Here is a 22,526-nt window from a genome sequence, read left to right on the forward strand (position 1 = left end):
TGGGAGCGTCTACGGTTGCGCGGCATGCGGATGCTGCATACGTCGGACTGGCACATAGGGCGCACGTTCCACGGTGTGGATCTGCTTGCCGACCAGGCACGTTCGCTGGAGTCGATCGCGGAGATCGTGGCCGCCGAGCAGGTCGAGGCGGTCCTGCTGCCCGGCGACGTGTACGACCGGTCCATTCCCAGCGCCGACGCGATCGCGGTGTGCAACCGCGGATTCGAGGCGATCCGGGCGGCGGGCGCCGTCATCGTGGCAACCTCGGGCAATCACGACTCGCCGACCCGCCTGGGCGCGCTCGGCAGTTTCGCGGCGGCCGGCGGCCTGCACCTGCGCACCACCGTGGCCGACGTGCGGCGGCCGGTGCTGTTGTCCGACGAGTTCGGCGAGATCGCCTGCTACGGCATCCCGTACCTGGAGCCGGAGATCACCCGCGCCGAACTGGAAGTGCCGCAGGCTCGCTCGCACGCCGACATCCTGGCCGCGGCGATGGGCCTGATCCGGGCCGATCTGGACCGCCGCGGCAATCCCCGCTCGGTGGTGCTGGCGCACGCCTTCGTGGTCGGCGGCGAGGCGACGGGGTCCGAGCGCACCATCTCCGTCGGCGGGGTGGAAACGGTGCCGCTGGGTGCCTTCGACGGCATCGACTATGTGGCGCTGGGGCACCTGCATTCGCCGCAGACGCTGTCGGAGTCGGTGCGCTACTGCGGTTCGCCGCTGCCGTATTCGTTCGCCGAGCGCTCGCATCGCAAGGCGGTCTGGATCGTCGACCTGGACGACGCGGGTCTGCGCACGGTCACCCGCCGCGACCTGCCCGAGGTGCGCGGGCTCAGCCAGCTCACCGGAACCCTCGAGGACCTGCTCGCCGACCCGGCGCACGCCGCGGCCGAGGACGACTACGTCTCCGCGACCCTGACCGACCACGCCCGCCCGGTGGACGCGCTGCGCCGGTTGCGCACCCGTTTCCGACACGCCGTGCACGTGGAATGGGTTCGGCCGGAAGGCAATCCGGAATTGCGCTACCGTGAGCGGGTGCAGGGCCGACGCGACACCGACGTAGCGCGCAGCTTCCTCGCCGACGTCCGCGGCGAGCCGTCGCCCGGCGAGCTGAACTGGATGGAGCGCGCCCTCGTCGCGGCCGTCGCCGAGCGGGAGGCCGAGCCGGCGCCACCGGTGGCCGACGAGCTCTCGGCATGAGGCTGCACCGGCTGGAGATGACGGCCTTCGGGCCCTTCGCCGAGACGGCGAGCGTCGATTTCGACGAGCTGGGTGCCGACGGTCTGTTCCTGCTGCACGGTCAGACCGGAGCCGGGAAGACCACCGTGCTGGACGCGATCGCCTTCGCGCTCTACGGCCGGGTGCCCGGGGCGCGCGGGGAGAGCAAGCGGCTGCACTCCGATCACGCCGATCCGCAGGTGCCGCCGCGGGTGCTGCTGGAGGCCACGCTCGGCGGCCGCCGGTTGCGGCTCGTCCGGTCGCCGGAGTTCCAGCGGCCGAAGAAGCGCGGGACGGGCTGGGCCACCGAACAAGCCTCGGCGACACTGGAATGGCTCGACGGGCGCGGCCACGCCAACCTCTCGCGCATACCGGACATCGGCGACGAGGTGCTGCGCCTGCTGGGCATGAGCGCCGACCAGTTCTTCCAGGTGGTGCTGCTGCCGCAGGGCGATTTCGCGCGATTCCTGCGGGCCGACAACGAGGATCGCGAGAAGCTGCTCGAAAAGCTCTTCGACACCGAACGTTTCGGCACCGCCGAGCAGTGGCTCGCGCAGCGCCGCCGCGAGAGCGCCGCCGAGCTGGAGGCGCAGCGGCAGAGCATCGACCGGCTGATCGCGCAGGTGGGAGTGGCGTCCGGAGCCGGTGCCACCGAGACCGTGGGCCCGCTGGAGGCGGTCGACTGGTCGCAGCGCCTGCTGGCCACTGCGCGCAAGGATCTGACCACAGCCGCCGCGAACCTGCAACGCTGCCAGCGGGATTCGGCCGCCGCCCAGGCGAGCGCCGAGGAGCAGCGCCGCCTGCGCGAACTCCGCAGGCGCTGGTCGGCGGCCCGCGCACAACTCGACGAGTACGCCGCGGGCGCGGACCGCCGCGCCCGGCAGACCACCGAACTCGACCGCGCCCGCCGCGCCGAACCGGTAGCCGCGGCACTCGCCGAAGCCCGCTCCGCAGCCGTGGCCCTACGCCGCCGCACCGAAGAGGCCCGCACCACCGCAGAGCGCCTGGCAACCCGCCTCCTCGACCCACCCAGCACCGAACTCCCCGGAACCCCCTGGGCCGCAGCAGACCTCGCCGCAACCGAACTCACAGACACCAACCTCGCGCCCGACCTCACCGCCCTCGCAACGACTACCCTCACCGAGGAGCCCGCGGCATCGAAGTCGTCCGCAGCCGCGTCCGGCGGATCTGCGGCTTTTGCGTCGTCCGGGGTCGCGTCGGCTGGCTCTGCGGCATCGGAGTCGTCCGCAGCCGAGTCCGCCGAATCCGTGTCCGCTGCGCCTGAACTCGGCGAGTCCGTGTCGTCGGAGAACGAGTCGGCTCAGCTCGACCGTGCCAAGGCGAAGCCTGCGGGGCTCGTGTCGGCCGAGCCGGTCGACTCAGGGGAGCTTGAGTCCGACGAGTTGGAGTTGTTCTCGATCGACAGCTTTCTGCCCCGGCAGGCGGAGAGGCGAGACGAAAAGCGTTCGAGCCGTTCTCCTTCGAAGCGGTCCGCAGCCACGGGGCCGGAGCGTTCTCCGTTGTCGGCGGCCGATCCTTCCGTGGTTGCGGTTGGTCTGCGGCCCGAGTCGTCGGACGGCGATTCGTCGGGGCGCGCGCGTGCCCAATTGTCGGTCGGGGACGATGCGGCCTGCGCGGTCGAGGGCCGTTCCGAGCTGTCGGTCGCGGAGCGGGCGGGTTCTCGGGTAGGGGAGGGGAGGGATGATTCGAGTGCCGAATCGGCCGGGTCCTCGGGGGAGGGGAGGCCGGGCGAGGTTGGGCTGGAGGCGGCTGTTCGGCGGTGGTCGGCGCAGATCGGCGGGCTGGACGAGGTGCGGGCGGATGCGGAGTCGGCGAAGGCGCTGACTGCCGAATTGGCTGGATTGCGTACGGAATACGCGAATTTGAGTGCGGGGGTCGAGAAGCTCTCGGTGCGGCGGGCCGAGTTGCCCGAGTCGATCCGGACGGCCGAGGTGCGGCTGCGGGCGGCCGCCGATGCGATGGCCGGGCTGGCGGGGCTGGCCGCCGAGTGCGATCGGTTGCGGGCGGCCGCCACCGCCGCGGTGGAACTGGTGCGGCGGCGCGCCGAGTCGGCCCAGGCCCGCGAGGAGTACGAGGCGGCGCGCAGCGCTCATGCGGACGCCCGCGAGCACACCCTCAAGGTCCGCGAGCGCAGGCTGGCGGGCATGGCCGCGGAACTGGCGGGCGCGCTGGCCGACGGCCGGCCGTGCGCGGTGTGCGGTGCCACCGAGCATCCCGCACCGGCCCGCCCCGCCGAGGCGGCCGCCACCCGTCGCGACGAGGAGCGCGCGGTGGCGGCCGAACGTGCCGCCGAGACCGCCCGAGACCGCGCCCTGGCCCGCTGCACCGAACTGGACCGCCAGATCGAAGTACTGATCGAGCGCGGCGGCGACGGCGACAAGGCGGAACTGGCCACCGCCCTGAACGCCGCCACCGAACGCTACGAGGCCGCGGGCAGCGCGGCCGCCCGGCACGACGACCTCACCGTGGAGCTCGCCCGCCTGCGCACCGCCGAGACGCGGCTGCAGGACGAACTGCGCGACCTCGAATCCCGATGCAGCGCAGCGCAAGAACGCATCCTGGCGGCCGACCGCCGGCTGGCCGAACTCACCGAGCGACTGCGCGAGGCCGCGGGCGCCGACGGCACGGTGGAGCGCCGCCGCGCCCGGCTGGAGGCCCTGGTCCGCGACGCCACCGAGCTGCGCGACGCCCGCACCGAGGCGGCCGCCGCGCGCGACCGGGTCGCCGCCCTGTCCGCCCGCGTGGAGCAGTTGGCGCGAACGGCGGATCTCGTGCCGGAAACCGTTGTGCCCCAAGACGCTTCCGCTCCCGAATTCGCCGTGCTGGCGGCCTACGCCAAGGTGGTCGACGCCGCCACCCGCACCGCCGCGCAGCAGACGGAGCTGGAGGCCGCGCTGGTCACCGCCGACCGCGCCCGCGCCCACGCGGAGGCGGTCCTGGCCGAGCCGGAGGTGCGGGCGGCGGCCGATGCCGAACCCGCCGACGCCGAAGCGCTGGAAACCCGTGTCGCACAAGCCCGGAACTGTCTGGACGCGGCGGTCGGCACGCACGCCGAGGCCACCCGCCGGGTAGCGCAGCTGGAAGAACTCGGCGGCCAGCTGTGGGCGGCGGTGGACCGGATCGCCCCCATGCAGCGCGCCCACGACGAACTGGCCGGGCTGGCCGAGGTGGTGGCCGGACGCGGCGAGAACAACCGCCGCATGTCACTGCGCTCCTACGTCCTGGCGGCCCGTCTCGAGGAGGTGGCCCTGGCCGGCTCGGTGCGCCTGCGCCGAATGTCCGGCGGCCGTTACGAATTCGTCCACACCGACGCCGCCGGTCCGCGCGGCCGCCGCGGCGGCCTGGGCCTGGACGTCCGCGACGACTACACCGGCGCGGTCCGCCCGGCCAAAACCCTGTCGGGCGGCGAGACCTTCATGGCCTCCCTGGCCCTCGCGCTCGGCCTGGCCGATGTGGTGGCCGCGGAATCCGGCGGCCTGGTCCTCGACACCCTCTTCATCGACGAGGGCTTCGGCAGCCTCGACGCCGACACCCTCGACTCGGTCATGGGCGTCCTCGACGAGCTCCGCTCCGGCGGCCGCGTCGTGGGCGTCGTCAGCCACGTCGACGAGATGCGCCAACGCATCCCCAGCCGCCTGCACGTGATCCGCGAACCCACCGGCTCCCACCTCCGAACCACCGTCGCCTGACCACCCGGCCCACGTCGCCCACGCCGCAATGAAGCCGCCGAGGTCGCGACGGACCCGCCCAGGCTGCAATGACTCCGCCGGGGCCGCAACGTACCCGCCCGGCCGCAATGAAACCGCCAGTGTTCCCATCGGGTATGTCGCCGGCCGATTGTCGTGCTGCTCACCAGCTTGTTTGCTGCTGAGGGGTGCTCTGGTGTCCCAGGGAAGTGGCGATTTCTTGGGCTGGGCCGCAGGGTGCCGGACCGGGTGGCGGGGCGCGTGTTGCGAACGGGCAACGGATGTCGGCTGGACCCCGCCGGCGGGTTGCCGGAAGTTAGCATGGTTGCTGGTCGGCCCTTTCAGCGAGCGGATAGCGACAACGAAGGGAATCAAATGACCAGTACTGCCAGCGCTTTCGACGCCTTCTCGATATTCGATACCGACGGTGACGGGCTGGTGTCCGCCGGTGACATCGCACGAACGGTCCGGGCGGCCGGGTTGTCGATTAGCGATGCCGACGCGGCCGCGTTCGTGGGTGCCGCCGACACCGATAACGACGCCCTGATCTCCGAGGCCGAGTTCGACGCGGTCCGGGCGCGCGGCGTGTCCGTGGCGTCCACCCCGGTCGAGGAGACCTTCCGCGCGTTCGACCGTGACGGCAGCGGCTTCGTGTCCCGCGACGAGATGCGGAACTTGGCGATCCATTTCGGGTATCCCGCCGACGACGCCGCCGAGCTGATGGCGGCAGCCGACGCCGACGGCGACGGGAAGCTCTCACCCGCGGAGTTCGCCGAGCTGATGAAGGCCTTGGGCCGCTGACCCTCTTCTCGTTTCCCTGTACGCGCTTCAGCGAATACGACAGGAGCGAAACCGTGCAAACTGTGTCCGATACCGCCGTGCGCAACGTCAACGCGGTCGTCACCACCGCCACCGCACTCACCGCACCCACCACCGAGCGCCCCGCGAGACCGCCGAACGAAGTCGTGTTCCTCACCGTCGCCGAGGCCGCGACCGTCATGCGGGTCACCAACATGACGGTCTACCGCCTGGTGCACTCCGGCCACCTCCCGGCGATCAGGGTCGGCCGCTCCTTCCGCATCCCGGAACAAGCCGTCCACGACTACCTGCGGGAGTCATTTATCGGCGTCGAGTCGACCTGACATCGTCGCCCCGGGCCCGGCACCGGCCGGGCCCGGGTGCGCAGGTCCTCCTCGCGGCGAGTTCGAGATCGGCTGGCGCGCAGCGGATCACGGGTTAGCTGTGGGCCGCTTCGTGGTCGAGTAGCCAGCGCTTGGCGGGGAGGCCCCAGCGGAAGCCGCCGAGGGATCCGTCGGTGCGCAGGATGCGGTGGCAGGGGACGAAGAGGGCGGCGGCGTTGCGGGCGCAGGCGTTGGCGGCCGCGCGGATCGCTTCGGGGCGGCCGGAGCGGTCGGCGAAGGCGGTGTAGGTCACCGGGTTTCCGGCGGGGATCTTGCGCAGCACCTCCCAGGCGTGGACGAGGAACGGGCCGGAGAGTTGCCGGACGGTGATGTCGTCGATCGCGAGAACCGCGCCCGCGTGGTACTTCTCGACGGCATCGGTGACCGAGCCGAGGGAGTGCCGCGCCCGCAGCTCGCCGGGGCGTAGTCGCGGATGGATCAGCGCGCGTAGCTCCTCGGCGTCGGCGGTCCAGCCGGAGGCGAGTACGGCCCCGTCGGTATCGACCAGCGCCGTGAACGGCCCGATCGGCGTCGAGGACGTCGCGTAGTCGGCGATTCTCACTGCCGCACACTCACTTTCGCGGAGCCGTTGGCGGCGAGCGCCGGCATGGTGCGCTCGGCCAGCGCGCGCTTCCACAGATGCATGGACAGGTACGACCGCCACGGCGCCCACCGCGCCGTCTCGGCCAGATCGATGCCGAACAGCGCCGCCCCCTGCCGCACCACCAGGTCGGTATGCAGCAGGATGTCGGGATCGGCGAGCAGCCGCATGGTGACGTAGTCGGCGGTCCACGGGCCGACGCCGTCCAGCGCCAGCAGATCCCGGCGCACGTCCCCGGCGGTGCGACCGGCGTGCAGCGACAACTCGCCCGACGCCAGCGCCCGCGCCGCCGACAGAATCGACGCCGTGCGCCGCGCCGGCCCGGTGAGCACCTCGGCGCCGCGCTCGGCGATGGTCTCCGCGGTCGGGAACAGCCGCGGCACCGGCCCGTTGGCGTTGTCGCCCAACGCTTCCACCAGCCGCGCGGTGTGGGTGGCCGCCGCCGACACCGAGATCTGCTGCCCGATCATGGTGCGCAGCAACAGTTCCGGGCCGTCCAGACACCCCGGCACCCGGATGCCGGGCGTGACCGTCGTGGTGCCGCCGCGGAAACCGGCCGTCAGCGACTCGTCGATGCCGATCGGGTCGGCGTCGAGATCGAGCAGGTGCCGCAGCCGCGCCACCGTCGGCGCCAGATCCCGCATGTCGTGCAGCGCCAGCCCCGCGCGCACGTGCCCGGGCTGCACGCTCAGCCGCACCGTCGCGTGACCGTGCGGGGTGCGCAGGCTCCGGGTGTAGGTGCCGTCCTCCCACAGTTCGAGGCCCGGCACCGCGTGCGAGGACAGGAACCACTCCAGCCAGGACCGGTCCAGCGGTTCGCGGTACGGCAACCGCAGCGTGAGCATGCCGTTGGTGGCGGGCAGGGTGTCGCCGCGCAGCCGCCGCGCCTCCTCGCGCAGCGTCGTCGGGCTCACCGCGAACACCTCGCGCACGGTGTCGTTGAACTGCCGGATGCTGGCGAACCCGGCCGCGAAGGCGATGTCGGACATCGGCATTCGGGTGGTCTGGATCAGCAGCCGGGCGGTGTGCGCGCGGTGGGCGCGGGCCAGCGCGAGCGGCCCGGCCCCGAGTTCGGCGGTGAGCACCCGGGTCAGCTGCCGCTGCGAATACCCGAGCGCCCCCGCGAGCGCCGGGACCCCGCCGCGCTCGATCGTCCCGTCGGCGATCAGCCGCATCGCCCGCGCGGCCAGGTCGGCGCGGGTGTTCCAGAGCGGCGACCCGGGGGCGGCGTCGGGCAGGCAGCGGCGGCAGGCCCGGAACCCCGACTGCTGCGCGGCCGCGGCCGTGGGTAGGAACGTGACATTGGTGCGCTTCGGAGTGATAGCGGGACACGATGGCCGGCAATAGATTCCGGTCGTCCGCACCGCGGTGACGAACTGGCCGTCGAACCGGGCGTCACGGGTCGCCACGGCACGATAACAGCGCTCGAAATCCAGACCGTTCGCACTCACGCAGTCCACCATGTCAGTCCGAGCCGATCCGCGCTAGCGGAAATCTGCCACCTTCCCCCACGGCTCGAATGTTGCATCGTGATGCCTTGCTGCTATGACCGCGTTTGTGGTCCGTGCGCTGGGCGAATCGCTCGGACCCTCAGCAGCATCGGGTGCCCGGATTGCGGGCCGCCGCGTCGTGCCGTTCGCGCCAGTACTCCCGCTCGCTCGGCACCGGCCGGTCGGGATGCTTGCGCCGCAGGTGCTCCACGTACCGCGCGTAGTCCTCGCCGCCGAGCACCGAGTTCATATATCGCGCGACGGCGCGCACGCCCCGCAGGACGGCCCGCACCGGGCCGTCCTGCGAGGCGTCGGCCGCGGTCATTGCGTCGCCGGCACGGGAACCTTGCCGTTCTTCGCGTGCTCCGCCCATTCCCGCTGGATCTCCTTCTCGGCCTTGCTGGTGAGAAAGCCGCTGGGCCCGAAAATGTTCGACGGCGTCTCCGGCGACTCGGTGGTCGGCCCGCCGCCCTTGCGCAGCGCCCGGACGCACACGAGCAGGCCGACGACCGCCACGATCAGCACCAGCACCGCGAAGATGATCGACAGCGTGCCCTGGATGAAGGTGTTGCGCACCACCTTGTCCATGTCCGCCATGCTCTTGGCCGGCGCCACGATCTTGCCCGCCTCCCGGGCGTCGCTGTAGATGCTGTGCTGCTTCCAGTAGCCGATGTTCTTGTCGGCGGAGAAGATCTTCTGCCAGGACGCGGTCATGGTGACGATGAGGTCCCAGATCAGCGGCAGCGCCGGAATCCAGGCCCACTTGACCAGGCCCTTCTTCATCACGATGACGAGCACGACGGTCAGCGCGACCGCGGCCAGCAGCTGGTTGGCGATGCCGAACAGCGGATACAGCGTGTAGATGCCCCCGAGCGGGTCGGTCACGCCCATCAGCAGCACCGAACCCCACGCGGCGACCACCACGAACGAGCACAGGAACACACCGGGCCACCAGGACGGATTCTTGAACTTCGCGGCGGGACCGCCGAAGTTGCCGAGGGTGTCCGACAGCATGAACCGCGCGACACGGGTGCCGGCGTCGATCGTGGTGAGGATGAACAGCGCCTCGAACATGATCGCGAAGTGGTACCAGAACGACTTGAGCCCGGTGCCGCCGATGAACTTGTGCATCACCTCGGCCATCCCGACGGCCAGCGTCGGCGCGCCGCCGGTGCGGGACACGATGCTCTCCTCGCCCACGTCCTTCGCCGCCTGGCTCAGCTCGCCCGCGGTGATCGGATCGCCGCCGAGGCCGAGGCCGTTGGTGTAGGTCGCCGCCTTCTCGGCGGTGCCGCCGGTGACGCCCGCGCCCGCGTTCATGGCGAAGTACAGGTGCTGGTCGAGAATGCTGGCGGCGATGATCGCCATCACCGCGACGAACGACTCCATCAGCATGCCGCCGTAGCCGATCATCCGCGCCTGCGACTGCTTCTCCAGCAGCTTCGGCGTGGTGCCCGAGGACACCAGCGAGTGGAATCCGGACAGCGCGCCGCACGCGATGGTGATGAACAGGAACGGGAACAGGCTGCCCGCGAACGACGGTCCGCTGCTGTTGCCCGCGAACTGCGACACCGCCGGGGCCTTCAGCACCGGCATGGTGATCACGACGCCGACCGCGAGCAGCACGATGGTGCCGACCTTCATGAACGTCGACAGGTAGTCGCGCGGGGCGAGCAGCAGCCACACCGGCAGCACCGAGGCGATGAAGCCGTAGACGATCAGCAGCCACGCGATGGTCGTACCGGACAACGTGAACAGGTCACGCCCCCAGCCGGATTCGGAGACCCAGCGCCCCGAGATGATGGCGAGCAGCAGCAACGCGAAGCCGACGATCGAGATCTCGCCGACCTTGCCGGGCCGCACGTAGCGCAGGTACAGACCCATCAGCACGGCGATCGGAATGGTCATCGAAATGGAGAACACACCCCACGGGCTGCCGCCGTGCAGCTGCCCGTCCGCGCCCTTGGTCGCGGCCAGTGCGTTCACCACGACGATGCCCAGCACCGCGAGCAGGATCACCATGATGACCAGCACCGCGATCAGCGCCGCCGCGCCGCCGACCACGCCGAGTTCGTCGCGCGCCATCTGCCCGAGGCTGCGCCCGCGCCGCTTGGTCGAGGCCCACAGCACCAGGTAGTCCTGCACCGCGCCGGCCAGCACCACGCCGACCACGATCCACAGCGTGCCCGGCAGATAACCCATCTGCGCGGCGAGCACCGGGCCGACCAGCGGTCCGGCGCCGGCGATGGCGGCGAAGTGGTGGCCGAACAGGACCCGCCGGTCCATCGGCATGTAGTCCTTGCCGTTCTCCATCTCCTCGGCGGGAGTGGCGACCCGGTCGTCGGGCTTGGTGATCTTCCATTCGATCAGCCGTGCGTAGAACTGGTAGGCGATGATGTAGGTACACACCGCCGCGATCACGATCCAGACGGCGTTGACGTTCTCGCCGCGCGCGATGCCGAGGACAGCCCAGGCGGCGGCACCCAGGACGGCGATCGCGAGGAAAATACCCTTCTTCGCGGGCGTGATCGGGGAACGGTCCACGACTCCCACGGGAGGTAGGTCGGGGTCTGTTCGGAGGGCTTCGATGGTCGCCATGCGAGCTACTCTCCCGTGCTTTTTCACTGGTCTTGCGGAAACGGACACAACGTAGCCGAACCGAGGCGCGTCCGAGCTCGACTTAAGAAACTCCGAACATTGGACTCGGTACGTTCGTGTATCCGACAGTATGCTCCCACGCCGATCTCACATACTGCACGGTCGATTCTCGCCTACTGAGATGCGGCGAATGCGTGGCGATCGGGCCGCGGACCGGTCGGCGGCGTCCCGCGAGAGTGGCCGTGAGCAGTGGCGAATCGACCGCGAACCCCTGCGGGCGCGCGTGTGTCCGCAGTCCGGGCGCGGCGTGGATTCGTGTGCCGGCAGGGCTGGTCGGCGGTTTATCGCCACAGTGTCGGCCCCCGCTGACGCGCCGCCGACCTCACCCCGCCGGTGACATCAGGCAGGGCGCCCGGTGACCACCACCCTGGGAACATCGTGACCGCCATGCCGGGCAACCTGGTGACCACTCTGCCGGGCACCCGGTCACCACCACGCCGGGCTCTTGGTGACCACCATGCCGGGCGTTCAGCCCCGGCTCGGCGGCGTCCCGGCGGCCTCGGCCTGCAACGTCGCCCGGTGGGCGAGGGCGAGATGTTCGCGGGTCTTCACCGTGTCGGGGTGGTCGGGGCCCAGGACGCGCTCGCGGTCGGCGAGGGTGCGGGTGAACTCGTCCACCGCGTCGGCGTACCGGTCCGCCTCGAAGTAGGAGCACGCCAGGTTGCTGCGCGCGAGGATGGTCAGCGGATGGGCGTCGCCGAGCAGGCGCTGCCGGTCCTCGAGGACGCGGCGGTAGAGCTCGATCGCCTCCGACCGCCGACCGAGCCGCTCGTAGGCCAGCGCCAGGTTGCCCCGCGCCCGCAGCGTCGCCGGATGTTCTTCGCCCAGTGCGTTTTCCGCCGTGGCGACCGCTTGCTCGGCGAGTTCGGCGGCCTCGGTGAACCGGCCCGCCTCCAGATGGTCGTCGGCCACCGCCGCCAGCGAATCGATCGTCTCCGGATGCTCGGCGCCCAGCGTGCGCTCGCGCACGCTGAGGCTGTGCCGATTCAGCTCGGCGGCCTCCTCGATGCGACCGGCTTCCCGCAGCGCGAGCGCCAGGCTGTCGTAGGTGGCCAGGGTGTCCGGATCCTCCGCGCCGAGAACGCGTTCGGAGTCCGCGAGGGTGCGCTTGTACAGCGCGATCGCCTCGGGCAACCGGTCCGCGCGGCGATAGGCCATGGCCAGATTGTGCCGCGCGGCAAGGGTATTGCGGTGATCGAACCCGAACACCCGCTCGCTGTCGGTGAGGGTGCGCTCGTACAGGTCGATCGCCTCGTGCAGGCGGCCCACCCGGCGGTAGCCGCGCGCCAGCTTGGTGCGGAAGTTGAGGGTGTCGACATCGTCGGGGCCCAGCATGCTCTCGCCGTCGGCGAGCACCCGCTCGTAGAGATCGTTGGAGTCGGCCACCCGCCCGGCGTCGTAGTACGCGCGGGCGAGATCGCCTGCGGCGACCAGGGTGTCGCGATGCGACGGCCCGTGCGCGCGCTCCCGGTCGGCGACGATGCGCTCGTGCAGGGCGATGATCTCGGCGTGCCGGCCGCTGAGGGCGTCCGCATGCGTCGTGTCGACCGCTCCCTGATGCTCGATGGTTGCCGTCGATTCGCCCGAAGTCTCTTGGGCGCCAGCGGTTTCGGTGGACGCGGCAGGTTCGGCCTGCGGCATGGGCCGGGTGGGCGCGTCGTCGACCAGCGCCGCCACCTCGGCGTCCGGTCCGCCGGCCGCTTCGCGGTGCCGCACCGGTGCCGCCGCACCCGCGGGAGCGAGGGTGAGTTTCACTGTGTGCGTGGTGATCCCGCCCGGCAGCGGGGTGTGCGCGCCGACCACCCAGAAACGGGGTTCGCGGTCCTCGCTGTCGGTGTCGATCAGCAGTTGACACGTCAGGTCGATTGCCGTGGGCTCGAATTCGACGGTCTCGCGCCGGCCGGACTCCGCGGGCCGCGGCGTCCGGTCGAGCAGTCGCACCGAACCCAACTGCGCCGACAGGGCGGCCACGACATCGGTGAGCGGCAGAACGCCGTGCAGTCCTTTCCCGCTGTCCAGCATGGTGATTCCCCTCGAGAGCGCGAACCTACCACCGCCGCGAGGTGGCTTCCTCCGTCGATCGTACGGGTTCGTGCCGGATGTCCCCCGGGGCGGTGGCGGGCCTGGCATCGGAGGGGCAGCGTTCGGGCAGCAAGCCGTGAAACGCGCTGCCCCGCAACGGGCGTGCGGGTGCCCGGCCTCGAAACACACTGTCGGGAACCGGAAGCCGGGCAGCGGCCGACGGGCGGCTCAGACCTCCAGGTGCTCTTCGATGGTCTTGAGGCGGTGCCGCGCCATCGCGAGATTCGCTCTGCCCCGGTCCAGCGCCAGATAGAGGAACAGGCCCTTGGACTTGCGCCCGGTCATCGGCCGGATGATGTGGTACTGGCTGGACAGCGAGATGAGGATGTCCTCGATCTCCTCGTTGAGTTCGAGTTGCTCGATGGTGCGCATCTTGGCGCGCACCACCTCGGTGTTGCCGGCCGCGGCGATCTGCAGGTCCAGGTTCTTGGAGCTGCCGAGCATGCCGAGCGGCATGCCGCTGTTGTAGTCGACGACCGCGGCGCCGACTGCGCCGTCGATCGCCATCATGTCCTTCAGCGCGAGATCCAGATTGGACATGTTCGTTCCTTTCAATCGGTGTTGAGCGCCTCGTGTTTTCCGAGGTCTTTCGTTGCCGCCGCCAGATGGTCGGCGATCGCACGGGCCACCGGCCGCGACTCCAGATGGAGCCGGCCGACGTTCACCTCGGGGCCGGCCAGCACCGTCAGCGCGGTCCAGCTCGCCGCGTAGATCACCACGTAGCCGCTGGTGCCGTGCACCACCACCTCGCGGAACCCGCCGCCGTGCGCGGTGGTGACCATCCGGTAGGACAGGGCCAGCTGCGAGGCCGCCAGCGCGGCCATCCCGCTGGGCTCGATATCCGCGGGCAGCGCGTGCGCGATGAGCATCCCGTCGCCCGAGGCCACCAGCGCGCCCGTGAGTCGAGGCACGCGCTCGCACAGCCCTTTCAACTCGGCCAGCACCAGCGTGTTCGGTTCGGGGCCGGACATCCCCTTGGTCATCCCCACCTTGGTAAACCTTCCCATCACATTGCCGAGCAGCTTTTTCCGCACGGTCACGCAAGCTCCTCCAAAGCCGCCCGCAGCCGGATCAGGACGTCCCGGTCGACCGGCTCCCAGCGGTCCCGGGCGGGCACCGTCGTGCGCGACGGCACCCGGCGTCGCAGGGGCGGCGCGGGTCTGGGCGGCGCGGGTACTTCCCGCGGCGGCGGTTCGGGCACCGGCTCGCGCACCATCACGGGTGGTTCCACCAGCCCGGCCGCGGTCAGGTCGCGCACCGCCGCCAGGCAGCCGTAGGCGGTGCGGCCCAGGTCGCGCGCGATACCGGTGACGTTGCGCCGGGCGTCCGCGGCGGAGAGCACCTCCACCTGCCCGGCGGTCAGCACCACCCGCCGCCGGCGCACGTGGCGCACGGGCACGACGGGGTAGCGGTCGACCCAGCCCGCGGGCCACGGCCCGGCCGCGGGATCGCCGCGCCGCTCCACCTCGTCCACCAGCGCACCCGGGGTGATGTGGCAGACCGGCGCGAGCCAGTGCGGCGGCGCCGGCCGGAACTTGGCCCCGGCGGGCGCGGCGAGCAGGAAGTAGGCGGCGTCGAACACCGACAGCAGGGCCAGCACCTCCAGCCGCGGCAGTGCCAGCAGCCGTGCGGGATTGCCCGCTTCGGCAGCCTGCCAGTCGGCCGGGCTCGCCACCCCCGCTTCCACCAGTAACCGGTCCAGCCCGGTGGTGCGGTGGCAGGCGGCGTACGCCACCGTCCCCTCCACGAGATGGAAGGTGCCGTCGCCGACCCGCAGGATGCCGGTCCGCTTCTCCTTCTCCAATTGCCGCAGTACGACCGGGAGTTCAACGCTCATGACCGTTTCCCGTGAGTTCGGCGAGGATGCCGCGGAGCCGGAAGCGTGCCATCGCCAGGTTCCCGGTGTCGTCGTCGAACAGGACGTGGACGAACAGCCGGCCCTCGAAGTCGCCGCCCACCAGGTTCAGCAGGTGGTATCCGCGTGGCCCGCAGACGACGATCTCGGTGATGTCGTCGTCGCCGTTCGCCAGGGCCGGACACTCCAGGACCGCGCGGACCACCTCGGTGGTGGCCGCGGCGTTCTCGTGCTCGTCCAGCCGGTCGTGCCGGCCCGCCGCGGCGATCGCCAGACCGCTCGCGCCGTCCACCAGCGTCACCCCCTTCGCGCCAGGAATATCGATAATCTTTTCCAGGCACCCCTCAATACCGATCACCGTGCCACCGCTTGTCAGATTTGGATTCGAGATTCCCGACGCTACACACCGCCGTCGAGTGTTGTACAGATGAATTCCAGATAATTGTCAGCAATCCAGGAATAACGGACAATGCCGTGGTCCTCGGATTTATACTCAGCGGTATCAATTTCCGTCTGGTCTCCGCGTGTGGAGCATCGCGGCAGGTATGCGGTCGAGTCGAATCGGGCATCGGTGTTTCAAACGTTCGTAGTGGTCGGAATTTTCATTCGGAGGGCAGTTTGCTGGGGAGTTGTCCGGCGAGTTCGACCGATGTGTGCCGTGGTGGTTGCGCGGACAGGGGTGCGGAGCGATCCGGATGGCTGGTTCACAATGGCGCAAGCGAGCCAGGTAAACCCTCCTTGACCCGCGCAGGCGCTGGTATGAGCGCTGTATCGGCTCCGGCAGGCCCGCTATCAGGGCGAATTTGCTGGGCGGCCGAACGGCTCGGCGGGAATGCTGCGGGAATTTTGCGGATGTGGTTGCTCCAAAAGTTGCGCCCTGCCAGGATGGCGTATGCGAAGGCCGGACTCGCCGGCTCTCGCGGATGAGGGCGGGCGTGCTCGCCGATCGACTATTCCAGGGAACATCTCTTGCGATCATTGTGTGCACTCGAACGACTATTACTCTGCTCTGGTTGCCTCCCGGCAAATTGCTGAAACGGTAACCGGAGTAAGTTCTTCCAGCGGCGGTCGGCCGGGCTGTGGCCCGGCAGGCCGGTATTCCGTTGACATTGAATTCCCGCTATCCGGGACCATTCTGTACACCGTCAGTGAGTATCGGATGTTCCGACTGTCTCTCCATCCGTGGAGTTCGAATCATGACGACCGGTTCTTCCGCCGGGCCGGCACGGGTGCCGGCGCTCGGCCGACAGGCCGCGCAGGAGGTCGCGCGGGAGCTGACGGCGGCGACCGCGGCCGCGCGCACCGGGGACCTGCACGTCTCCGGCGACCCGGGCGGCCGACTGCGCATCGTCGGCGGCCGGGTGGTCGCGGTCTGCACCACGGGCGCCCCGAGTGTGACCGAGCTGCTGGCGCGGCCGGGGCGCAAGCTGCCCGGCGAGGCGGAGCGGCGGGCACTGGAGGTGATCGCGGTGCTCGACGCCGCGTTCGCCATCGCGTCGGGCTGGATCGACGGCTGCTACTGGACCTCCGACATCGACCCTCCGCTCGACGCCGACACGGCGGGGCGCCTCGCGGGCGTCGAAGCCGACCGGCTGACCACCGAAACCGAGCGGAGGCTGCGCGCGCTGGCCAACAGCCGGGTGTCTCCGCACCGAAACCGGCTGGCGCGCACCGAAAGTGGGGACACGCTGCTGCGCGACTGCCCGGCCGGACAGCGCCGGGAGATCCTGCTGCAGGTCGACGGGAAGCACCGCTGCCGCGACATCGCGTTCGCGCTGGGGCGCGGGCTGTATCCCGTCACCGTCGAGGTCTCGCGGCTGCTCGCCGAGCACGCGCTGGTGGTGCCGTCCGGCGCGAACGGCCGCCCGCTCGTGTCGCCCGTCCCGGGTGCGCTGCCCCGCGTGCCGCTGCCGCGCCGGCGCCGCAACGCCAGCGGCATCAACGAACTGTATCCGCCTCGCGCCCAGGAACTTCCGGCTCCGACCGGCAGTGAATAACAACCAGAAGACCGCCGGATCGGCGGACGGCAGAAAGGCTGCGATGAACGCACCGAGCAAGAACCCGGGCAACATGACCGACCGAATCAGCTTGCTGGTCAAGATGTTGCGGGCCGAAGTACCCGAATGCATCGCCGCCGGGGCCATCGATATGTCCACCGGCATGCTGCTGGCGGTGCAGACCGTGGACAACCATCCCGCCGAGGTGCTCGACCTGCTGGCGGCCGCGACGCTGGAGTTGTTCCAGGGCCGCAACGTCGTGATGATCGAGGAGATCTGGAAGGAGCGCCGGGGCGTCCGCAGCGACGCGCACTACTTCCAGGAGATCCTGGTCAACAGCGACAATCTCGCCCACCTGTTCGTGCGCGTCGAGGGCCGCGACGATGTCGTGGTGGTCGTCGTCTGCCGCAAGTCGGTGAACGTCGGAATGCTGATGGCCCAGGCCAGACGAGTGGTGCGGGACATCGGGCGGCTCTGAGGCGGCCCGTGACTCAACTGCCGCCGGGCGCGGCGACGACCGACTTGGTGATCTGACCGGTGGCGATCACCGTCGCCGGCGAATCCTCCAGCGTGGCGGTCACCGTCACGAAGGCCAGGGTGCGGCCGCGCTTGGTCAGCTCGCCGTACACGCGCACCCAGACGTCGCGGGGCGCGGCCCGGACGAACTGGGCGGCGATCGCGTGGGTCACGGCATGCTCGCCCGCCGCGAGCGTCGGCGCGACCGCGAGGTAGCCGGCGAGTTCGAGGATCGTGTTGAGCGCGCCGGCGTGCAGGGTCCCCGCCGGCGTCACCGCGAGGTCGCGCACCGGAAACCGCACGCCCCCGGACGGATCGGCGGCGTCGATCAGTTCCGCGCCCAGGGCTCGCTGCAGGGGGACCTGCAGCGCGGCATCGGCACGGGCACGAATCGCGTTGTCGGCGACGGCTTCTGAGGACACGCGCGCAGCCTAGCGCGGGCGTGCGGTCGGCGCTGTGAACAGTGGGCGACCGGTGCGCGAGTGGCTGGGGAACAGGTCGCGGGGTTCGCTGGGCGGATACGTCCGAAGGCCTGCGTGGAACCGTGGTGGGGAGGGCGGGAATGTCGCGGGGCGGCACGGGGTTGGTGTGGTGCGTATCCGGCCGGTTCGGACGGTCCGGTCGAGGAAGGGAACGCGCCCGTGCGTGCAGTGACTGTGGTCGCCGTGATCATCGCGGCCGTGCTGGGATTGTCCGGAGGCGCGGCGGCAGCGCCCGCGCCGGGGTGGGAAGCGGTGTGGGCGACGGCCCCGATGCGCGCGGCAGAAGGTTTCGTGCCCAACTGGTCCGAGGCCGGGTTCGCGAATCAGACCGTGCGCCAGGTGATTCGGGTGAGCAGCGGCGGGCCCGCGGTGCGGGTGCGGCTGACCAATGCCTACGGTACACAGCCGCTCGAGGTGGCCGGAGCGACCGTCGCGCGGACCGCGGCGGGCGCGGCCGTGCGCCCGGAAACGGTGCGGCCCTTGACCGTCGGCCTCGCTCGTACGTTCACCGTCGCGCCGGGTGCGGAGATCGCCACGGACCCGGTGCCTTTCGTGGCCGCGCCGCTGGAATCCCTGTCCGTCACACTGTATTTCGCGCGGCCGACGGGTCCGGCCACCTATCACGCACAGGCGCTGACGACCACGTACCGGGCGAACGGCGATCATCTCGGCGACGGCGCGGCTGACGCGTTCGGCGAGACTTCGTCGTCCTACTACTTCCTGTCCGGACTGGACACCGCCGCCCTGCCGCGCCGTGCGGGTGTGGCGCTGTTCGGCGACTCGATCACCGACGGCTACGGCGCGACCCCCGACGCGAGGAACACCTACCCGGACGAACTCGCCGAACGCCTTGCCGCCCAGGGCAATCCGCGCCCACTGCTGAATCTCGGCATCGGGGGCAACCGCGTCACCGTCGACTCGCCCCGGCTCGGCGACAGCGCGATCTCCCGGTTCCGGCGGGACGCGCTGGAGCAGTCCGGCGTCGGCACCGTCGTGATCCTGGAGGGCATCAACGACATCGGCCTCAGCGGCGGCGGCGATCCGGTCGGCGCGCCGTTCACGGTGGTGTCCGCCGAGCAGCTCATCGAGGGTCACCGGGAGCTGATCCGGCAGGCGCGGGCCGCGGGGGTGCGGGTGGTCGGCAACACGCTGCTGCCGTTCGCGGGCTCGGACTACTACACCGGCGAGCATGAGGCCGTCCGGCAGGCCGTCAACGCGTGGATTCGGACGTCGGGGGAGTACGACGTGGTGGTCGACCTCGACGCCGCGCTCGCCGATCCCGCGGATCCGAGTCGGCTCGCGGCGCGGTTCGATGTCGGTGACCACCTGCACCCGAACGATGCGGGGTATGCGGCGATGGCCGACGCGATCGGTCCCCGGCTCGGTTAAGGTCGGCTCCCGGTGCGCCCTCCGGCGACCGAGGGACCTCCGCGTAGACTCTGTCTCTCGTGAGTCTCACCCTCGGTATCGTCGGCCTGCCCAACGTCGGAAAGTCGACGCTCTTCAACGCGCTGACCAAGAACGACGTGCTGGCGGCGAACTATCCGTTCGCCACCATCGAGCCGAACGTCGGGGTGGTGCCGCTGCCCGATCCGCGGCTGGACAAGCTCGCCGAGATCTTCGGCTCCGCGCGGATCCTGCCCGCCACCGTGTCGTTCGTCGACATCGCCGGCATCGTGAAGGGCGCCTCGGAAGGTGCGGGCCTGGGCAACAAGTTCCTCGCCAACATCCGCGAGGCCGACGCCATCTGCCAGGTGGTCCGCGTCTTCGCCGACGACGACGTGGTGCACGTCGACGGCCGCGTCGACCCGCTCGCCGACATCGAGGTCATCGAGACCGAGTTGATCCTCGCCGACCTGCAGACGCTGGAGAAGTCCGTCCCGCGCCTGGAGAAGGAAGCCAAGATCAAGAAGGACCGCAAGCCCGCCTACGAGGCGGCCAAGGCGGCCCAGGACGTCCTCAACGAGGGCAAAACCCTCTTCTCCGTCCGCGACAAGCTCGACACCGACCTCCTGCGCGAACTCTCCCTCCTCACCATCAAGCCGTTCCTCTACGTCTTCAACGCCGACGAATCCGTCCTCACCGACGAAGCCCGCGTAGCCGAACTCAAAGCCGCCGTAGCCCCCGCCGACGCCGTCTTCCTCGACGCCAAGGTAGAAGCCGAACTCCTCGAACTCGACGACGAATCCGCCGCCGAACTCCTCGAATCCATCGGCCAATCCGAACCCGGCCTCCACGCCCTCGCCCGAGCCGGCTTCCACACCCTCGGCCTCCAGACCTACCTCACCGCCGGCCCCAAGGAAGCCCGAGCCTGGACCATCCACCAAGGCGACACCGCCCCCAAGGCCGCAGGCGTCATCCACACCGACTTCGAACGCGGCTTCATCAAGGCGGAGATCGTGGCCTACGACGACCTTGTCGCCGCAGGCTCGATGGCTGCGGCCAAGGCGGCGGGGAAGGTGCGGATGGAGGGGAAGGATTACGTCATGGCAGATGGGGACGTGGTCGAGTTCCGTAGCGGATTAGCGTCTGGGAAGAAGTAGACCAGGTCTTGGCAAAAGCATGGCCCGCTCCGGTCGGCAGCCAAGAGCGGGCCATGCCTGCGCGCGTCAGGGCCTCGAAGCACCCTGCTGCATGCCGATGGCCCACCATGCATCGACCTGGTCGCGATGCTTGCCCAGAGAATCGCGCCACTCCAGTGCCCGCTCCGGCAGGACCCCCATCAGATCGACGGTCGGCCGGTCCTCACCGTCGTCTTTCACACCGGTCAGTTCTGCGTGAGCGTCGTCCAACGCCCGCACAGCGGCACCGAAACGAAGCTGCGCGGCTTCGAAAGGATCCGTCTTCTCGAGGTTGTCGGCTGCAGCTGCGGGATCATGCTTGGGGAACAACTGATAGCGGAGTGCGTAGTTGGTCAGCGGCACCGGCTGTCCCTCCACCGACAACTCGACGTTCCCGGCAACGGACCGCAGGAGAGGCTTGCCGACAGCTTTCCCGTCCTCGGGACTGCGGCCGTCTTCGATGATCCACTTCAGTCGCTCGACGCCCTGCGGTAGATGTAACATAGCCGTGAGAACCTCACCCACGGTCCGCCGATCAGACTCATCTCCTTGCTTATCATTACGAGGCATGCCGATGCAGTCCCCGAGTGCAAGGTAGTAGAGCGCGCGCATCGCCAGCTCTCGCCCAGCAGGACCGAGCGTGCCGGCTTCGGCTTCCCCGACGGCGTCCTCGGCAAGATCGTCGAGCGAGTCGTGGATGCTCAGCGCGAGTCCGTCGCCCGAGGTCATGATCTGGGCGCCACTGACCAGCACCTTCACGATACGTTCGATGACAGGATCCCCGTACGCAGTCTGCCCCCGCAGCTCACGCACTAGAAGCTCGACAGCCAGCGGGATCTTCGTGGTGCGCCGCACGACCAGATTCTTGCTCGACTCCTTCTCCTTGCGCAGAGCGAAGGCGATCGGACGCCGAATCGCGTCCCGCACCTTCGGCTCGGTGGTCGAGAACAAGTAGACCAGCCTGGCGAACCGGTCGTCGGGGTGACGCTGCACACCGTGCTCGATCGCTTCCTTCCGGATGAGCCGACCGGCCAGCCACTGGAATTCGTAGTTGTCTTTCAGCACACCGGCGTCATCGACCGCACGCAGGCAGTCGTCGGCCATTGCGGAGTCCTTGGCTGCCGGGGTCCAATCCCGCTTCGCGTTGAGGTGTTCCTGTGCGACCTTGACTTTGATCGCCTCGCCCAGATCGACCTCGCCCTCGGTGTCAGCACGGAAGCCAACGATCAGCATGAAAGGTGAGACCGCGCACCGGATTTTGGCCATGTGTTCGTCCGTCAGCGACTTTGCCGGACCGGCCACAAGCGCGTTGAGATCGGAGATCATCCGCTTGATCGCCGTCGAACTGGCCACGAACTTCTGCAGCGTGTCCTTCGGCTCGACGCCAAGACACACATGGGCGTGGCTCACTCGCGACGAGCCTTCCCGGACACAGGGAACGGCGATAGACGAGCCGTCCTCGAACTTGATTACTTCCATGACTCCGAACGGCGCGTCCATGATCCCTTGCTCATTGATCGGAGGATGCAGCTCGTTGGCCTTGGCCGTCTTTCTCATGGCGTTCTCCATGACCCTGGCCAGCCCCTTGAAGGACTTGGTCTTCCGGATCATTTCGGCCGTGCCGCTGCGGACGTCGTCGGCGACCTGGAGGTCCTCGATGTAGGCCGTCGTCCCCGCGGCCGGGTAGATATAGGTGGCGCCGTTACGGGGGTTGGTCGGATCCGGCATGAGGCGCACGGTCCACACGTCGCTCTCGATGCACAACAGCACCCCTCCAGGGATCCGCATCTTGCGGGGGTACTGGATCTGACGCAGAACGTCCTCCGGATCCACCCAGATCGAGGCCATAGCGCCGGCGGCTTCCGAGGACATCTTGAGATGCTTCTCAGCGGCTGCCCGCACAGCGCGGATTTTTGCGGGATCAGGGTGAGGTGGAAGCTGGCGAATCGGGCGCGGTAGCAGTACTGGATCGTCATCGACGTCCGATCCAGAAAGCTTTGTGCTGGTCATCAGGGGCTCCTTGCTCCCATCTCATGGGAGCATTTCTCCCGTGAGCACTACACGGGAGCCGGACGCCGACCAGCTCTCGCCGGGCTTCCAGCAGATCTAGTCCACCTTGTACCCGAGCGTCACGGCATGCATCCTCACAGCGTTCGGCTGGCCTCAGGACTCCAGGAG

At 69.8% G+C, this 22,526-nt stretch carries 19 protein-coding genes; 8 read left to right on the plus strand and 11 right to left on the minus strand.

The genetic code is table 11. From position 1 onward, the window contains the following. Positions 1-24 precede the first annotated feature (24 nt). From IU476_RS23370 to IU476_RS36315, 4 genes are all read left to right on the plus strand, one after another. Entirely contained in the window at positions 25-1,200 is a 1,176-nt protein-coding gene (locus IU476_RS23370; protein ID WP_195103455.1) for an exonuclease SbcCD subunit D, read from the plus strand. Next, on the plus strand, positions 1,197-4,928 hold the full coding sequence (locus IU476_RS23375) for an AAA family ATPase (RefSeq protein WP_195103456.1): 3,732 nt from the start codon (positions 1,197-1,199) through the stop codon (positions 4,926-4,928). The genes IU476_RS23370 and IU476_RS23375 overlap by 4 nt, the downstream gene beginning before the upstream one ends. A gap of 372 nt (positions 4,929-5,300) precedes the next feature. Beyond that, positions 5,301-5,726 carry an EF-hand domain-containing protein gene (locus tag IU476_RS23380; protein ID WP_195103457.1) on the plus strand — a complete coding sequence of 142 codons (426 nt, stop codon included), beginning with the start codon at positions 5,301-5,303 and terminating at the stop codon, positions 5,724-5,726. A 164-nt stretch (positions 5,727-5,890) separates the two neighbouring features. Next, a complete protein-coding gene (locus IU476_RS36315) occupies positions 5,891-6,067 on the plus strand; it encodes a helix-turn-helix domain-containing protein (RefSeq protein ID WP_324194268.1) in 177 nt (58 codons plus the stop codon). A 94-nt stretch (positions 6,068-6,161) separates the two neighbouring features. Here the strand turns inward: IU476_RS36315 and IU476_RS23390 are convergent, their stop codons facing one another. The 9 genes from IU476_RS23390 to IU476_RS23430 all read right to left on the minus strand — a co-directional run bounded on the left by IU476_RS23390 (position 6,162) and on the right by IU476_RS23430 (position 15,084). After that, positions 6,162-6,662: a methylated-DNA--[protein]-cysteine S-methyltransferase gene (locus tag IU476_RS23390; RefSeq protein WP_195103939.1), complete on the minus strand. Its 501-nt coding sequence runs from the start codon at positions 6,660-6,662 to the stop codon at positions 6,162-6,164. Positions 6,663-6,664: 2 nt separating this feature from the next. Then, positions 6,665-8,170, minus strand: a complete 1,506-nt coding sequence (locus IU476_RS23395; RefSeq protein WP_195103458.1) for a DNA-3-methyladenine glycosylase 2 family protein — start codon at positions 8,168-8,170, stop codon at positions 6,665-6,667. A 127-nt stretch (positions 8,171-8,297) separates the two neighbouring features. Further along, positions 8,298-8,522, minus strand: coding sequence for a YbdD/YjiX family protein (locus IU476_RS23400; protein WP_195103459.1), 225 nt, complete (start codon positions 8,520-8,522; stop codon positions 8,298-8,300). Then, positions 8,519-10,795, minus strand: a complete 2,277-nt coding sequence (locus IU476_RS23405) for a carbon starvation CstA family protein (RefSeq protein ID WP_195103462.1) — start codon at positions 10,793-10,795, stop codon at positions 8,519-8,521. Before IU476_RS23405 ends, IU476_RS23400 begins: the two co-directional genes overlap by 4 nt. A 528-nt stretch (positions 10,796-11,323) precedes the next feature. Beyond that, positions 11,324-12,877: a tetratricopeptide repeat protein gene (locus tag IU476_RS23410; protein WP_195103464.1), complete on the minus strand. Its 1,554-nt coding sequence runs from the start codon at positions 12,875-12,877 to the stop codon at positions 11,324-11,326. Positions 12,878-13,105: 228 nt separating this feature from the next. Further along, positions 13,106-13,477 carry a hypothetical protein gene (locus tag IU476_RS23415; RefSeq protein WP_195103466.1) on the minus strand — a complete coding sequence of 124 codons (372 nt, stop codon included), beginning with the start codon at positions 13,475-13,477 and terminating at the stop codon, positions 13,106-13,108. A gap of 11 nt (positions 13,478-13,488) precedes the next feature. After that, positions 13,489-13,977 (minus strand): roadblock/LC7 domain-containing protein, encoded by a 489-nt coding sequence (locus IU476_RS23420; RefSeq protein WP_324194224.1) that lies wholly within the window; start codon positions 13,975-13,977, stop codon positions 13,489-13,491. Further along, positions 13,974-14,774 (minus strand): DUF4388 domain-containing protein, encoded by an 801-nt coding sequence (locus tag IU476_RS23425; RefSeq protein WP_195103468.1) that lies wholly within the window; start codon positions 14,772-14,774, stop codon positions 13,974-13,976. The genes IU476_RS23420 and IU476_RS23425 overlap by 4 nt, the downstream gene beginning before the upstream one ends. After that, a complete protein-coding gene (locus IU476_RS23430; protein ID WP_324194225.1) occupies positions 14,764-15,084 on the minus strand; it encodes a hypothetical protein in 321 nt (106 codons plus the stop codon). The genes IU476_RS23425 and IU476_RS23430 overlap by 11 nt, the downstream gene beginning before the upstream one ends. Before the next feature lie 904 nt (positions 15,085-15,988). Between IU476_RS23430 and IU476_RS23435 the strand changes: the two genes are divergently transcribed. Both IU476_RS23435 and IU476_RS23440 read left to right on the plus strand, forming a co-directional pair. Then, positions 15,989-16,789: a hypothetical protein gene (locus IU476_RS23435; RefSeq protein WP_195103473.1), complete on the plus strand. Its 801-nt coding sequence runs from the start codon at positions 15,989-15,991 to the stop codon at positions 16,787-16,789. 43 nt (positions 16,790-16,832) lie between these two features. After that, entirely contained in the window at positions 16,833-17,267 is a 435-nt protein-coding gene (locus IU476_RS23440; RefSeq protein ID WP_195103474.1) for a hypothetical protein, read from the plus strand. 13 nt (positions 17,268-17,280) lie between these two features. Here IU476_RS23440 and IU476_RS23445 read toward each other — a convergent pair whose 3' ends face one another. Beyond that, positions 17,281-17,727, minus strand: a complete 447-nt coding sequence (locus IU476_RS23445; RefSeq protein WP_195103475.1) for a PaaI family thioesterase — start codon at positions 17,725-17,727, stop codon at positions 17,281-17,283. A gap of 219 nt (positions 17,728-17,946) precedes the next feature. On the opposite strand from IU476_RS23445, the gene IU476_RS23450 reads away from it, so the two are divergent. Together IU476_RS23450 and ychF are read left to right on the plus strand one after the other, a co-directional pair. After that, a complete protein-coding gene (locus IU476_RS23450) occupies positions 17,947-19,176 on the plus strand; it encodes an SGNH/GDSL hydrolase family protein (RefSeq protein ID WP_324194226.1) in 1,230 nt (409 codons plus the stop codon). 59 nt (positions 19,177-19,235) lie between these two features. Then, the gene (gene ychF / locus IU476_RS23455) at positions 19,236-20,330 is read left to right on the plus strand and encodes a redox-regulated ATPase YchF (RefSeq protein ID WP_195103476.1); all 1,095 of its coding nucleotides are present in this window, start codon (positions 19,236-19,238) and stop codon (positions 20,328-20,330) included. 66 nt (positions 20,331-20,396) lie between these two features. On the opposite strand, the gene IU476_RS23460 is transcribed toward ychF, so the two are convergent. Continuing rightward, positions 20,397-22,358 carry a hypothetical protein gene (locus IU476_RS23460; protein ID WP_195103477.1) on the minus strand — a complete coding sequence of 654 codons (1,962 nt, stop codon included), beginning with the start codon at positions 22,356-22,358 and terminating at the stop codon, positions 20,397-20,399. Positions 22,359-22,526: the final 168 nt, after the last annotated feature.

It is taken from the genome of Nocardia blacklockiae (assembly GCF_015477355.1).
GTDB classification, from domain to species: Bacteria; Actinomycetota; Actinomycetes; order Mycobacteriales; family Mycobacteriaceae; genus Nocardia; species Nocardia blacklockiae.

Coding starts and splice junctions, on each gene's coding strand:
- IU476_RS23370 (WP_195103455.1), top strand. CDS start 25: ATGCGGATGCTGCATACGTCGGACTGGCACATAGGGCGCACGTTCCAC.
- IU476_RS23375 (WP_195103456.1), top strand. CDS start 1,197: ATGAGGCTGCACCGGCTGGAGATGACGGCCTTCGGGCCCTTCGCCGAG.
- IU476_RS23380 (WP_195103457.1), top strand. CDS start 5,301: ATGACCAGTACTGCCAGCGCTTTCGACGCCTTCTCGATATTCGATACC.
- IU476_RS23395 (WP_195103458.1), bottom strand. CDS start 8,170: ATGGTGGACTGCGTGAGTGCGAACGGTCTGGATTTCGAGCGCTGTTAT.
- IU476_RS23400 (WP_195103459.1), bottom strand. CDS start 8,522: ATGACCGCGGCCGACGCCTCGCAGGACGGCCCGGTGCGGGCCGTCCTG.
- IU476_RS23405 (WP_195103462.1), bottom strand. CDS start 10,795: ATGGCGACCATCGAAGCCCTCCGAACAGACCCCGACCTACCTCCCGTG.
- IU476_RS23410 (WP_195103464.1), bottom strand. CDS start 12,877: ATGCTGGACAGCGGGAAAGGACTGCACGGCGTTCTGCCGCTCACCGAT.
- IU476_RS23415 (WP_195103466.1), bottom strand. CDS start 13,477: ATGTCCAATCTGGATCTCGCGCTGAAGGACATGATGGCGATCGACGGC.
- IU476_RS23425 (WP_195103468.1), bottom strand. CDS start 14,774: ATGAGCGTTGAACTCCCGGTCGTACTGCGGCAATTGGAGAAGGAGAAG.
- IU476_RS23435 (WP_195103473.1), top strand. CDS start 15,989: ATGACGACCGGTTCTTCCGCCGGGCCGGCACGGGTGCCGGCGCTCGGC.
- IU476_RS23440 (WP_195103474.1), top strand. CDS start 16,833: ATGAACGCACCGAGCAAGAACCCGGGCAACATGACCGACCGAATCAGC.
- IU476_RS23460 (WP_195103477.1), bottom strand. CDS start 22,358: ATGACCAGCACAAAGCTTTCTGGATCGGACGTCGATGACGATCCAGTA.